Origin of the sequence: Vibrio sp. 10N.222.52.B7 (genome assembly GCF_041474275.1) — a bacterium.
Taxonomy (GTDB): Bacteria; Pseudomonadota; Gammaproteobacteria; order Enterobacterales; family Vibrionaceae; genus Vibrio; species Vibrio crassostreae_C.
The window spans coordinates 76,908-89,764 of record NZ_JBFRTU010000046.1; the positions used below are offsets into that span (position 1 = coordinate 76,908).

Sequence of the window (12,857 nt, forward strand, 5' to 3'; positions counted from 1 at the left end):
TGATTAACACTTTTTTTGAACTTGAAGTCTCTTAACTTCTTAATCAAGCCAGTCTCTATATAGAGTAGGAGACTTACTTGATTTTTTCTCTCGCTAATGACTGAGAAATGATCACCAGTATTAACGACACCACTAACATCACTGTTGCTAGGGCGTTTACCTCAGGAGAGATACCCACTTTAACCATTGAGTAAATCTTCAGTGGTAAGATTTCATACGTTGGGCCGGTTACGAAAGAGCTGATGATCACATCGTCCAAAGACAGAGTGAAGCTCAATAACCAACCCGCAGCAACCGCTGGCTTAGCAAGAGGTAGAATGATCTGCTTTAGAATCGTCCATTCACTTGCACCTAAGTCTTTTGCGGCTTCTAGCATCTTCACATCAAAGCCATTCAAGCGACTGTATACCGTTACTACAACAAACGGTAGACAGAAAGTAATGTGAGCAGCAAGTAGGGTAAAGAACCCAAGTTGAACACCCATTACCAAGAATAGCGCAAGAAGCGAAATCGCCATTACGATATCTGGAGACATCATTACGATGAACAGCATGCCATTTACGATGCCTTTACCTTTAAATTGGTAACGGAATAGGGCTACTGCTGTAAGGCTCCCGACAATCGTTGCGGCTGTTGCTGAGAACACCGCTACGTTGATCGAGTGCCACGCAGCCTGCATTAGGCTGTCGTTGTTAATAAGCGCGTCATACCATTTAGTGGTGAAGCCACCCCATTTCATACCAAACTTATTGGCATTAAACGAGTTAGCGATCAATACGATAATAGGTAGGTATAGAAAGGCGTATACCAGCGCCATAAAGCTGAACTTAACTGTGCGCCCCATTAGTCTAGCTCCACTTTCTTGTTCAATAGCTTACCTGCTCGGTAGTAGGCATACAGCATCACAGCCATTGCCATGGTCAGTGCGATACTCGTCGCTGCGCCAAACGGCCAGTCTCGAGCGTTGAGCACTTGGCTCTTAATCACGTTACCAATCAATAGGTTCTTAGCTCCGCCTAATAGGTCAGAGATGTAGAACATACCTAACGCTGGCAGTAGCACTAACAAACAGCCGCCAATAATGCCCGGCATTGTTAGTGGTAGTACCACTTTCAATAGCGTTTGCAGTTTGTTCGCACCTAAATCTTTAGCCGCTTCTAAATACGTATCGTCCAGTTTTTCAATCGCTGAATACAGCGGCAGAATCATAAACGGAAGTAGGATGTACACTAAACCGATCATTACTGCGGTTTCTGAGTACATGATACGTAGCGGTTTATCAATGATATCTAACGCTAACAAGCTTTTGTTCAAGACACCTTGCGTACCCAGTACAATTTTTAATCCGTATGTACGAATCAAAGAGTTCGTCCAGAATGGTACTATCACTAGGAACAACATGATTGGACGCCACTTCGCCGGCATTTTTGCCACGATGTAAGCGAATGGGTAACCAATAATCAAACAAAGTAGGGTTGCGACAATTGCCATATAGAAAGAGTGCATCAACACTTTAAAATACAGCGGGTCAGCCAAACGCACGTAGTTATCGAGAGTGAAGGTCATCTCGATCAAGTTCGCTTCATCACGAGTTAAGAAGCTAGTACCAATGATCATGATGTTTGGAATCATCACGAACAACACTAACCAACCTGTGATTAAAGCAACAATTGCGTTTTGTAAATTAAACTTCTTGCTCATCTTCTAATACCACTTCCCAGCTCTCAACCCAAGTTACTGCAACTTTTTGGCCCAGTGAGTGATCAACATCAGGGTCATCTTCGTTGAAGAATTCGCTAACCATGACACGCATACCAGATTCAAGTTCTACGACTGAATCTAATGTCATGCCTTTATAGGTTCGCTCGACAATATGGCCAACAATACCGCGTTGCTCAGACTCTTTAATTTCTTCGATACGAAGATCTTCAGGGCGAAGCAATACTTGCAGTTTTTGACCCGGTGTGACGTCTTTATCGTGATAGATAATGGACTCTTCACCTTCGATTGTCGCAACAATGCGTTTTTCATCTTGACGAGATTTCGCTGTCGCTTCGAATACGTTAATTTCACCAATGAAACGCGCTACAAATAGGTTCTTAGGCTCTTCGTAGATCTCTCTTGGTGTTCCGTCTTGTTCAATCACGCCATCACGCATAACAATAATACGGTCAGACATAGACAGCGCTTCTTCTTGGTCATGCGTTACAAAAATGAACGTGATACCAAGTTGGCGTTGTAATTGTTTCAGCTCGATTTGCATCTGTTTACGCAGTTTGTAATCCAGAGCAGATAGAGATTCATCCAACAAAAGAACTTTAGGCTTATTAACGACAGCACGAGCGATTGCAATACGTTGCTGTTGACCACCAGATAGCTGGTGTGGCTTTCGTTGTGCCATTTGTTCTAGGCGCACCATTTTCAAAGCATCCATTACACGAGGTTCAACCTCGCTGTTTGGAACTTTCTGCATGCGTAAGCCAAATGCCACATTGTCGAAAACGGTCATATGTGGGAATAGGGCATAGCTTTGGAATACAGTGTTTACATGCCTTTGTTCAGCAGGAACTTGGGTTACGTTTTGTTCAGCTAATAGTATTTGACCACTATCTGCCGTTTCAAAACCCGCAATCATTCTTAGCACGGTTGTTTTACCACAACCTGATGGGCCTAAAATCGTGAGAAACTCACCATGATTTACGTTTAAATCCAGATTGCCGATGACTTCCTTACCATCGAAACTTTTACTGATGCCAGTTAGCTGTACTACTGGCTTTCCTACTGATTTTTTAGCGTTCAACGTCTGTTTTTCTCCACCTTGGTTCTATTTGAGACCTGTTGCTATACACCTTTAAGGCGCGCATCATAATCACCAAAAACGTGAATTCAAAGCATTTTTTACCTTTCGAAGATAAAAAATTTCGCAGGTAAAAGTAAACATCCTTTACCATACTGTTATTTACTGGGATTACACCCCAACAAGTGTCTAATTATTAACCATCAAGACGCAAAAGCAAGCCTTGTTACAGATTCATATTTTAGTTTGTATCCGACATATGAGTATAATGAAGGTAATTTTTTATCAATAAGTTAGGTGGCTTCGCTTAATCGGCACACCTAGGTATCAATATGAACAACGACATCGAAAAAGATTTTAATTTGGGCGGTAGTATCAACCGTGCACTTTCTGGCGATTATGAGCTCAAAGCAACGGCTGTATTCCAAGAAGCTTGGAAACATACGATAAGTCACTTTCTTTCGTTTTCCCCAGCGATTATTGCTTTGATGTTTGTGCAGCTCGCTATCTTTTATATCGCACTAAAACTACAGCTTGGTGATCCTGCGGTTATCTTAGATGCAGTTATCGACCCAGAGTCGTTTACGCCACAAATCGTTGAATCGATTTTTATCGCGAACTTTAGCTATGAAGTGATCAGTGCGCCTATCTATGCGGGTATCTGTTTAATGGCAATGAGTCACGCCGCTGGCCTACAAACCAAAGTACGCCACATCGGTAAAGGTTTGCAGTTTACGGTTCCGGTTATTCTAGTGACTTTGTTTAGCCTAATGCTTCAAGGCATCGCAGGTATGATTCTGCCGTTCTTGTCTATCTACTTCTCACTGGCGTTCAGCCATTCGATTCTGCTGATTTGTGATAAGAAAGTGCCGCCAATGCAATCGCTGCTGCTTTCTCTGCGTGCTGTCAACAAAAAAATCTTCACCGTTGCTTCTATCTACCTATTAGTAATGCTGATGTTCATCGTCGCGGCAATGATGTACGGCATTGGCCTTATCTTCGTTTTACCTTTATTCTTCCACGTGAAAGGGATTCTTTACCGCGAGATGTTTGGCATTAAACTCAAACTGATCGCGTCAGACAGACCAAAGAGCGACGACGACCACAACGGTAGCAACAATAAAGACCCACAGGTATTCGATGCATAACAACTCTAAATTAAGCGCAAGTAAATCACTTGCGCTAAAAGTGACAGCATTAGCCTTAGTTGGCTCGATCTCGTTAGTTGGCCCAATGCTTTACCAACAAGAAGAAGAGCGCAGGCGAGCGGGGCAAAAGGCTTCAGACTCAGAGCAAAACTTTGGTGACTTGACCGTCTCTTCTGATAAGCCAGATTTCGCAGCGATTGAAGATGTAAATAAAAAGAAAGACACCTTCTTTTCTTATCTTCGCCCAAGTATCAACATCGAAAACAAGCGAATCACCAAAGAACGTGCGTTTCTAACCAAGCTTTCAGAGACGGGGTTGAACAATGTTGACTCTGAAGACGCGTCATACGCAAAGAGACTAGGGAAGCTGTATAGCCTGCCTGTACCTTCATCGGGCTTAGATGACGCTTGGCTGAAAGAAATGTTGAATCGTGTAAACGTGCTACCTGAAGCGCTTGTGTTAACTCAGGCGGCCAATGAATCAGCTTGGGGTACATCTCGTTTCGCCACTAAAGCAAATAACTATTTTGGACATTGGTGTTATACCAAAGGTTGTGGCCTTGTTCCGCTACAACGTAACGAAGGTAGCTCGCATGAAGTCGCCACATTCTCTTCAAGCCAAGAATCCGTACATCGTTACTTCATGAACCTTAATCGTAATCGTGCTTACGCCGATCTAAGAGCGATTCGTGCAAAACTTGCTGCCCAAGGTGATGATCTTTTAACAACCGCAACGGCGACAGAGCTCACCAATGGCTTGTTAAAATATTCTGAGCGAGGTTCCGACTATGTGACTGATTTACAAGCTATGATCCGTCACAACGAGGTATACTGGAAAAAGTAACTCATTTTGATACCAACTTGGTTGCCTTCGATAGTCGGCTTATACCAGTAATATTACAAAAAGAGCAGCTCATTGGCTGCTCTTTCTATTTATAAACGCTCAACTTCGACAAGATTATAATAATGAAAAAGACAGCACTCGCTTTATTAGCCTCATTAAGCCTTGGGGTTTCTCTTCCTGCTTCAGCGCAAGAATACATGTTCACGTATTCTAAGCTTTATACTCAGCTGAAAAACAACACCAAAGAAGGGCATGATGATGTCAAAGTTGCGGTCTTCTTTGTTGATCAACAAGCTCAGCAAACCTGTCACATCAGCAAAGCTTGGATGGAAAAAGAAGAGCACTACGAAGAGCTAAAAGTCTCTCCGGCCAATGAACTGCTTCTACCGGTAGATCAAAACCTACGCTCAGCAAACCCTCTTATCTTTGTACAAACTCAAGAACAGGAATGTGCGTATTCTTTTGTGGTGATGACTCAAGAGCCTTTAGCTGGCACAGTAGAAGTTGCACAGATAGAAAACCTATTGCCACAGATGCAGGCGATGCTTGAAGACGTCAGCGGTATGTTCTCTGGTTGGTTCACGCCAGATATCCAAGGGTTAACGCTAGAGTTCGCTAATAAGCTGGAAGGCAACATCGAGCTTTCAAATGGCAAGCAACTACCAATCAAAGAAGGACGTGCGAAATTCACCTTAGAAGAACTGAATGGAAGTGACAGCATCACGTTGCCAGAACCAACAGTTCGCGTACTGCCGTACATTCCCGCGCAATAATTTTTAACAGAATCATTGTTAGTGAAGTAAAAGCTTAGCGAAATCATCCCCCTAAGTTTTTGCGACATATCTTAAAGCAGCCTCATCGAATAAGATCAGGCTGCTTTTCTTTATCTATGATACCAACCGAGAGCTTGTGAAGCCGCGTTTCTCTGCCGTTTAGGCGCTTATCGAACAATAAAAGCAGAATCTTTCTATTACTCAGCTTGTTTATCCGGCCGTTACTATTTCAACATCAAATAAAAATCCGTATAATCCACGCCCTAAAACAGTCCCACTAGCAATCTACAGTCGGTAATACGACGGTGTGAGAGTCGCAATGAACCAAAACGATAATAGAAAAGAAACACTTGAATTCAACAAACTTCAGAAACGTCTGAGAAGAAATGTTGGAAATGCCATCATCGACTACAACATGATCGAAGAGAATGACGTAGTAATGGCATGTATTAGTGGCGGTAAAGATTCATTTGCGATGTTAGATATTTTGCTACGTTTACGTGAAGCAGCACCGATCAAATTTGATGTTGTGGCAGTAAACCTAGATCAAAAACAACCTGGGTTCCCTGAACACATTCTTCCTGAGTACTTTGAAACGCTGAACATTCCTTACTACATCGTAGATAAAGACACGTATTCAGTGGTTAAAGAGAAAGTGCCAGAAGGTAAAACAACGTGTGGCCTATGTTCTCGTCTTCGTCGTGGTACTTTGTACTCATTCGCAGAGAAGATTGGTGCAACTAAGATCGCTCTGGGTCACCACCTAGACGACATCGTTGAGACCATGTTCCTAAACATGTTCCACGGTGCGCGCTTAAAGGCTATGCCACCAAAGCTTCGTTCAGATGATGGTCGTAACGTTGTTATTCGTCCACTGACTTACTGTCGTGAAACGGACCTAATCAAATACGCAGAACATAAAGAGTTCCCAATCATTCCTTGTAACCTATGTGGCTCTCAAGAGAATCTACAGCGTCAGAACATTAAAGCGATGCTAATTGATTGGGATAAGAAAACGCCAGGTCGTGTTGAGAAGATCTTCAAGTCAATCCAGAACGTAAGTCCAAGCCAACTGGCTGACCGCGAGCTGTTTGACTTCGTGAACCTTCCGCTAGACCGTAGTGAAGACCGCAAAGCGTACGAATTCGAAGAAGCTGAAATTTCATCTTCTAACATCGATGAGTCAATGTTCATCGACGTAACGAACGTATAATAAGAATAATCGTTGTAGAGCAATAGATGCGCCTACAACAGACAAACAAAAACGCCTCAAGCAATGCTTGAGGCGTTTTTTTATAAGTTAAACTATCCCTGACCTAACCTTTCGAAAGGTTAGGGTCTAGTGGGCTGACGTAACCAGACGGTTTAAGAGCCAACACATCACAGTTAATCTTATCGATAACATGTTCCGCGGTATTACCAATAAACACGGCAGACAAGCCAGTACGACCCGTTGTACCCAGAATCACCATCGCAGCGTTATTTTCAGAAGCGACGCGAGGAATAACATCTTCTGGCAAGCCTTGTTCAACCACAGTTTGTTCTTCACACATACCGTGCTTCTGGCGCAATGCTTTCATTGCCGTTAAGTGATGGCCACGAACCGCATCGGTATAAGACGTTGGATCAAACTCTGGCAGTTCAATGGTAATATTCGCAGGTGTCACAGGGTAGGCATTCACCAAGAACGGTTCCGCATCCAAACGACCGGTGATCTCTAGCAATCTGTCGACCATCGTATCGTTAAGCTCTAAATGAGCTTCTGTTTCAGAACCTACATGAACTGAAGCAAAAATCTTCGCGTGATCTGGCCAGAAATCGTTTTTAACCAATAGCACTGGGCTAGGGCACTTTCTCAACAGATGCCAATCGGTTGGAGTGAAGATGACAGATTCCAAAGTATCGTGTTTACGCGTACCTTTGATTAAGATGTCGTGCTCACCACTGTAAACCTCGGCAATGATCGCTTCGTATGGGCGGTTATGCCAAACCACTTGTACATTAAATTCAATAGAATCATCTAGGTAAGGTTCTGCGACTTTATTCATCCAAATTTCGCGTTGATGAATTACGCCTTTGCGCATTGCGTCTCTTTCATCGATAGAGAGCATAGATGTCATTTCATACGAGAAGTCGTATATCGACAAAAAGAAAGTGATGTGGCTTGTTGAGGTGCTTTTCTTAGCAAGTTGGATAGCACGAACTAGAGCAGGTTGCTCATCGTGATTAATGTCTGCGACAACTAAAATTTTGTTATAGATACTCATAACTAAGCCTACTTTTCAGACCGAACATATAAATAATGTAGCGTAGTTATGGAGAGATTAAGAGAAATATAAGAGGTTTTAAGAGAGAAACATGATGTAGCTCATTATTGAACTACATCATTGATATCTAGACTATTCTTTTGAAACGCCAGCAAGTTCCATCAACGCATCGTGATCTTCGATAGTGATATATTTGCCTTTAACGCTCAAGATGTCTGCTTTTTGGAAACGGCCTAGAAGACGGCTAATTGTTTCAACAGTCAAACCAAGGTAGTTACCAATATCGCCACGAGTCATCGTTAGGCGGAACTCACGCGGGCTGAAGCCACGTTGAGAGAAGCGAGTAGAAAGGTTGTAAAGGAATGCAGCAAGGCGCTCTTCCGCGTTCTTCTTAGAAAGAAGCAGAATCATTTCTTGGTCACCTTTAATCTCATTACTCATCAGGCGCATAATTTGCTGACGCAATTTAGGCATTTTTCCTGATAGGTCATCAAGAATCTCATATGGGATTTCACATACCATAGAAGTTTCTAGCGCTTGTGCGAAACTAGGGTGTTGGTCACCAGTAATCGCATCGAAGCCAACAAGATCGCCCGCTAGGTGGAACGCAGTAATCTGCTCATCACCTTGCTCAGTAATCGTGTAGCTCTTGATCGTTCCAGAGCGAATAGCATATAGAGATTTAAGCTCGTCACCGGCTTTAAATAACTCTTGGCCTTTTTGAATAGGCTTTTTTCTCTCAATGATCTGATCAAGTTGATCGAGTTCAGATTCATTCAAAGTAAACGGAATACAGAGCTGGCTAATACTACAATCCTGGCAATGGATCGCACAGCCACCAGACTGAACACGTTTCGTCACAGGCTTTTCAGAAATCATAACAATCTTTCACTATTTGATATACGTCAATATTTTAGCATTCCTTTATCCAGTTGGGTAGTAAAAAAACCGGATTTAAAGATTACCTATACGGTATAAATAATGAGCTGCAATGCCATATATCCGGTATAGAAACCGTAAAGGAGGATTAAAATTGCGCCTAATTGGCGAAATAAGTCAGCTTGTTGCAGTTTTTTGAGGAAATTAGCGCCCATGCCTACTGTGAGCATTGCTGGAAGCGTACCTAAACCGAAAGCAAGCATAATACCTGCACCGTTGTACCAACTTCCTGATACGGCCGCCCACGTAAGCATTGAGTAAACTAAGCCACATGGTAGCCAACCCCAAATAAAGCCAAACGGCAAAGCATGGCTAGGGTGCTTCAAGGGTAGAAATGATTTACCTAAAGGAGAGATATAGCGCCATAGTTTCTGCCCGACTTTTTCAAAGAACAACAAGCCGAACCACCATTTACCGATATACAAACCTAAGACGATCATAAAGCCAGCTGCAAATAATCGCAGCCAACCTAGCAGAGCGTTAAAATCGCTTAGCTGACCTATCGAAGAGATTGCACCGCCAATCACACCGCCAATCACGGCATAACTTAGCAAGCGCCCTAGGTTATAAAGTAGGGGAATAACAGGGGAAGGTTTACTGTTGCCAATCGAAAGAAGCGACGCAATACCACCACACATTCCCATGCAATGGCCTGCGCCGATCAATCCAACAACAAAGGCTCCGATCCAATCAGGCGTCATCGTTCTTTTTGTCTACGTTAGTTTGGCTTTCGCTGTTAGCTTTCTCATTCTTGACAGGTTTACTATCAGAATGGTTGTGAGCCTTTTCGTCTTCATCAAACAGTATATTGTGACCTTGACGTTCTAGGTCTTCAAACTGTTCGCTCTTCACCGCCCATAGAAAAATACCAACAGCGATGCACACCAGTACAATCGCAATGGGGATCAGGATGTATAAACTTTCCATTATTTACCTTGCTCTTTTAAAAGCCTTAACGAGTTAGACACAACAATAATAGAGCTGGCAGACATGCCCACAACGGCAATGTATGGAGCAACCAAACCCGCGACAGCCAATGGAAGGATAAGTAAGTTATATCCTAATGACCAAGCTAGGTTTTCACGAATTATCTTACGTGTTTTTAACGCCAAAGTACGCGACTTAAGTAATCTATCGAGCTTATCACCCAGTAACACCATATCTGCAGAGGCTTTCGCCACATCGGTACCGCCGCCCATAGCAACTGAAAGGTGAGCACCCGCAAGAATAGGGGCATCGTTAATACCATCGCCAACCATCATTGTGATGTCACTTGCATCTCGAGAATTCAGGTAAGCAAGTTTATCTTCAGGTTTCGCGTTAGCAACAATATCAGTAATACCGATCTCTTCAGCAACAGGCTTCGCGTTAATCAAAGAGTCGCCAGTCAGCAGAGTTGTTTTGATGCCCGCTTCTTTAAATTGCTTAATAAACTCGATGCTTTCTTTACGAATGGGATCTTCATAAGTGAACGTCGCGATATGACGACCCGCCATCGACAAGTAAATACCGTTACTTTCCGATGGTTGAGCTTCACCTAAAATGAATTCGCTACTACCAATCGCAACTTCTTGGCCGTTCCACTCACCAGTGATGCCTGAACCAATTACGTTATTGACAGACTCTACTTCGATATCATCTGAAATATGAGTCTTAAACGCTTTAGCGATAGGGTGGTTAGCGTGTTGTTCCAGGCTCGCCGCTACTTTGAGACAAGTGTCTTTATCAAGTTCAGCGAAGGTTTCAACTTGGCTGATACGAATATCACCCTCAGTCAATGTGCCTGTTTTATCGATGATCAAGTGATTTACTTTGCACAAGGTTTCGAATACGTGGCCTTTGCGCAGCAAAATACCGAAGTTACCCATGCGAGACGTTGAGCAAGTAATCGCCGTCGGTGTTGCAAGTGACAGAGCACAGGGACAAGTCGCAACGAGTACAGACAACATGATCCAGAAAGCGTCTTCTGGTCGTGTTTGGTGCCAGTAGAACCAAGTACCAAATGAGATGATTAAGATCACCGCAACAAAGTATCGAGCCACGACATCGGCAATTTCTGCAATACGAGGTTTAGACAGTTGTGCTTCATCTTGCAGGCGAACGATATTGGAAATAACCGAATCCGCTTTTGACGTCATTACTTCCAATTCAAATGATTCATCACCATTCAATGTGCCAGCGAAGACGGTATCGCCTTCGTTTTTGACCACATGGATAGATTCGCCAGTCAGCATCGATTCATCGATATGAATTCTGCCAGACAATACTTTGCCATCGGCAGGAATGTGTTCACCCGGTAGCACGCGAATTTGGTCGCCAACTTTTAAGGTTTTTACCGGAACTTGTTCGCCATCTAACGTTGTTGCCATAGCAGGAACAAGCTTAAGCAGGTTACCACTAGCGGCGGCTGCTTTACGACGAGCGCGCATTTCAAGGAAACGACCAAGCAGTAGGAAGAAGGTAAACATCGAGATAGATTCGAAGAAGACTTCACCTTTTTCAGTCACCGTTGCGACCAAACTTGCAACGTAAGCAAACAACAGAGCGATCGATACAGGTACATCCATACCCAATGTTCGACCTTTGAGACTACGCCACGCATTGATATAGAAAGGCAATGCAGAGTAGAGCAGAACCGGCGTTGCGAAGATTAAGCTCACCCAACGGAAGTAGCTTTTGAATTCGGGTTCAAGGTTACCAAAGACTTCAAGATAAAGCGCCACAGCCAGCATCATGACCTGCATGGTTGCTAAACCAGCAATACCAAGACGATAGAGATAATTCTTCATCGAACGATGATAGGCGGCTTCTTGTTGATCAGCCTCAAAAGGTGCGGCTTTGTAGCCTAGGGTATGGATTGAAGACAACAGCTCGCTCAGTTTCGTCTGAGTGTTGTCCCAACTGAGCAGGGCGCGGTTAGTCGTGGTATTAACACGAATACTAACAACCCCTAACTTTGAAGAGACTTGCTTCTCAATAAGCCATGCACAAGCAGCACAAGAGACACCTTCTAGTGACAATGTCACTTCAGAGGTGTTTTCAGAGTTACGGACGAACTCCAATTGAACATCTTCGTTGTCGTAATGACTGAGTGCCAGAAGTTGCTCTGGCACGAGATCCGCTTTTTCAGCTGGAGCGGTACGATATTGGTAGTAAGAGACCAAACCGCTATCAACGATTGTCTGGGCTACGGTTTCGCAACCCGGACAACACATAGGTCGCACCGATCCTAAGATTTCTACTTTAAAATCCGTTTCCGCTGGTACATCTTCACCGCAGTGATAACAGGATTCACACATAAGCTTTAGTTCGTTAGTTGAGTAGGAGTATCAATAGGGAAGTTCATGCGACCTTGCACTAACCATTCAGAATCATGCGGAGAAAGCTCAATAAACCATGGACCTTGCATTTCATGGTCCAGAGTCAACGTGTAGTTGCCTCTCGCATCAGCGGTCAGTAGCTGAGTAAAATCACGGTCAGGCAGCGTTCGGTGCACGAACATTGCGCTAATAGCAGGGAAGTGGTCTAGCTTGCCTTTGTCTAGGGTAATGATAACTGAGTTACCTTTCTCGCTAACTGAAGCTGACAGGCCAAGCTCTTTAGCAACATTTACTTTCGAAATGTCGACATTAATACCTTTACCTTTTTTATAGTAATCTTCAGTGACAACGTTAACTGAATGGTTGGTAAGTATCGCGACTCGAACCAATGTCAGCATAGAAACGCCAACGGTTAGGAAGATCAAAAACCACGGCCAAAACTGCTTATACCAAGGTTGTTCCATATTATTATTCTCAATATATACAATGAAATAAAACTAATTTTTACAAACACTTAAGGTTATAACTGTAAAAGAAAGACAGCCCCTTAAGAAGGGGCTGTTATTATTATGTTACTCTTTATCTGAGTTGCTGAGGCTCCAGACGTAGGCAGAGACGAGCTGAACCTTATCCTCACCGAGGATGTCCTTCCAAGCCGGCATTACACCAGAACGTCCGTACATGACTGTTTCCGTCACATCAGCGCGAGAATCGCCGAATAGCCAGTCGCGGTCAGTCAGGTCAGGGGCGCCAACAGCAGGGTTACCCT

The 12,857-nt window shown here is 43.5% G+C and carries 13 protein-coding genes and 1 pseudogene; 4 read left to right on the plus strand and 10 right to left on the minus strand.

The features are described from left to right. Window positions 1-73 precede the first annotated feature (73 nt). Genes potC through potA form a run of 3 tightly spaced genes read right to left on the minus strand, consistent with a single transcriptional unit; the run spans window position 74 to window position 2,800 of the window. On the minus strand, window positions 74-844 hold the full coding sequence (gene potC / locus AB4512_RS13725) for a spermidine/putrescine ABC transporter permease PotC (RefSeq protein ID WP_017059629.1): 771 nt from the start codon (window positions 842-844) through the stop codon (window positions 74-76). Further along, window positions 844-1,701 carry a spermidine/putrescine ABC transporter permease PotB gene (gene potB, locus AB4512_RS13730; protein ID WP_017059630.1) on the minus strand — a complete coding sequence of 286 codons (858 nt, stop codon included), beginning with the start codon at window positions 1,699-1,701 and terminating at the stop codon, window positions 844-846. The genes potC and potB overlap by 1 nt, the downstream gene beginning before the upstream one ends. Then, the gene (gene potA, locus AB4512_RS13735) at window positions 1,685-2,800 is read right to left on the minus strand and encodes a spermidine/putrescine ABC transporter ATP-binding protein PotA (protein ID WP_017070545.1); all 1,116 of its coding nucleotides are present in this window, start codon (window positions 2,798-2,800) and stop codon (window positions 1,685-1,687) included. The genes potB and potA overlap by 17 nt, the downstream gene beginning before the upstream one ends. 329 nt (window positions 2,801-3,129) lie before the next feature. Here potA and AB4512_RS13740 point away from each other — a divergent pair, with 329 nt between their 5' ends. The 4 genes from AB4512_RS13740 (at window position 3,130) to ttcA (ending at window position 6,775) form a co-directional block, all read left to right on the plus strand. Further along, a complete protein-coding gene (locus AB4512_RS13740) occupies window positions 3,130-3,945 on the plus strand; it encodes a hypothetical protein (protein ID WP_372175053.1) in 816 nt (271 codons plus the stop codon). Continuing rightward, window positions 3,938-4,789 (plus strand): glucosaminidase domain-containing protein, encoded by an 852-nt coding sequence (locus AB4512_RS13745; RefSeq protein WP_137001777.1) that lies wholly within the window; start codon window positions 3,938-3,940, stop codon window positions 4,787-4,789. Before AB4512_RS13740 ends, AB4512_RS13745 begins: the two co-directional genes overlap by 8 nt. Window positions 4,790-4,911: 122 nt before the next feature. After that, a complete protein-coding gene (locus tag AB4512_RS13750; RefSeq protein ID WP_017063862.1) occupies window positions 4,912-5,562 on the plus strand; it encodes a DUF2987 domain-containing protein in 651 nt (216 codons plus the stop codon). 319 nt (window positions 5,563-5,881) lie between these two features. Beyond that, entirely contained in the window at window positions 5,882-6,775 is an 894-nt protein-coding gene (ttcA, locus tag AB4512_RS13755) for a tRNA 2-thiocytidine(32) synthetase TtcA (RefSeq protein ID WP_017059635.1), read from the plus strand. Window positions 6,776-6,878: 103 nt separating this feature from the next. Here the strand turns inward: ttcA and uspE are convergent, their stop codons facing one another. From uspE to AB4512_RS13790, 7 genes and pseudogenes are all read right to left on the minus strand, one after another. Beyond that, a complete protein-coding gene (uspE, locus tag AB4512_RS13760) occupies window positions 6,879-7,829 on the minus strand; it encodes a universal stress protein UspE (protein WP_017070547.1) in 951 nt (316 codons plus the stop codon). Window positions 7,830-7,961: 132 nt separating this feature from the next. Then, window positions 7,962-8,708 carry an FNR family transcription factor gene (locus AB4512_RS13765; protein WP_017059637.1) on the minus strand — a complete coding sequence of 249 codons (747 nt, stop codon included), beginning with the start codon at window positions 8,706-8,708 and terminating at the stop codon, window positions 7,962-7,964. A gap of 86 nt (window positions 8,709-8,794) precedes the next feature. Beyond that, the gene (locus tag AB4512_RS13770) at window positions 8,795-9,469 is read right to left on the minus strand and encodes a sulfite exporter TauE/SafE family protein (protein ID WP_017059638.1); all 675 of its coding nucleotides are present in this window, start codon (window positions 9,467-9,469) and stop codon (window positions 8,795-8,797) included. Continuing rightward, on the minus strand, window positions 9,459-9,695 hold the full coding sequence (gene ccoS, locus AB4512_RS13775; RefSeq protein ID WP_017059639.1) for a cbb3-type cytochrome oxidase assembly protein CcoS: 237 nt from the start codon (window positions 9,693-9,695) through the stop codon (window positions 9,459-9,461). The genes AB4512_RS13770 and ccoS overlap by 11 nt, the downstream gene beginning before the upstream one ends. After that, entirely contained in the window at window positions 9,695-12,067 is a 2,373-nt protein-coding gene (locus AB4512_RS13780; protein WP_065585060.1) for a heavy metal translocating P-type ATPase metal-binding domain-containing protein, read from the minus strand. Before AB4512_RS13780 ends, ccoS begins: the two co-directional genes overlap by 1 nt. 5 nt (window positions 12,068-12,072) lie before the next feature. Next, window positions 12,073-12,552, minus strand: coding sequence for a FixH family protein (locus tag AB4512_RS13785; protein ID WP_017059641.1), 480 nt, complete (start codon window positions 12,550-12,552; stop codon window positions 12,073-12,075). A 108-nt stretch (window positions 12,553-12,660) separates the two neighbouring features. Next, a pseudogene (locus AB4512_RS13790) lies at window positions 12,661-12,857 on the minus strand (cytochrome C oxidase Cbb3); the annotation flags it as partial.

Bases quoted from the DNA above. Each gene is read 5' to 3' on its own strand.
- potC (WP_017059629.1), bottom strand. From the start codon at position 844: ATGGGGCGCACAGTTAAGTTCAGCTTTATGGCGCTGGTATACGCCTTT.
- potB (WP_017059630.1), bottom strand. From the start codon at position 1,701: ATGAGCAAGAAGTTTAATTTACAAAACGCAATTGTTGCTTTAATCACA.
- AB4512_RS13740 (WP_372175053.1), top strand. From the start codon at position 3,130: ATGAACAACGACATCGAAAAAGATTTTAATTTGGGCGGTAGTATCAAC.
- AB4512_RS13745 (WP_137001777.1), top strand. From the start codon at position 3,938: ATGCATAACAACTCTAAATTAAGCGCAAGTAAATCACTTGCGCTAAAA.
- AB4512_RS13750 (WP_017063862.1), top strand. From the start codon at position 4,912: ATGAAAAAGACAGCACTCGCTTTATTAGCCTCATTAAGCCTTGGGGTT.
- ttcA (WP_017059635.1), top strand. From the start codon at position 5,882: ATGAACCAAAACGATAATAGAAAAGAAACACTTGAATTCAACAAACTT.
- uspE (WP_017070547.1), bottom strand. From the start codon at position 7,829: ATGAGTATCTATAACAAAATTTTAGTTGTCGCAGACATTAATCACGAT.
- AB4512_RS13765 (WP_017059637.1), bottom strand. From the start codon at position 8,708: ATGATTTCTGAAAAGCCTGTGACGAAACGTGTTCAGTCTGGTGGCTGT.
- AB4512_RS13770 (WP_017059638.1), bottom strand. From the start codon at position 9,469: ATGACGCCTGATTGGATCGGAGCCTTTGTTGTTGGATTGATCGGCGCA.
- ccoS (WP_017059639.1), bottom strand. From the start codon at position 9,695: ATGGAAAGTTTATACATCCTGATCCCCATTGCGATTGTACTGGTGTGC.
- AB4512_RS13780 (WP_065585060.1), bottom strand. From the start codon at position 12,067: ATGTGTGAATCCTGTTATCACTGCGGTGAAGATGTACCAGCGGAAACG.
- AB4512_RS13785 (WP_017059641.1), bottom strand. From the start codon at position 12,552: ATGGAACAACCTTGGTATAAGCAGTTTTGGCCGTGGTTTTTGATCTTC.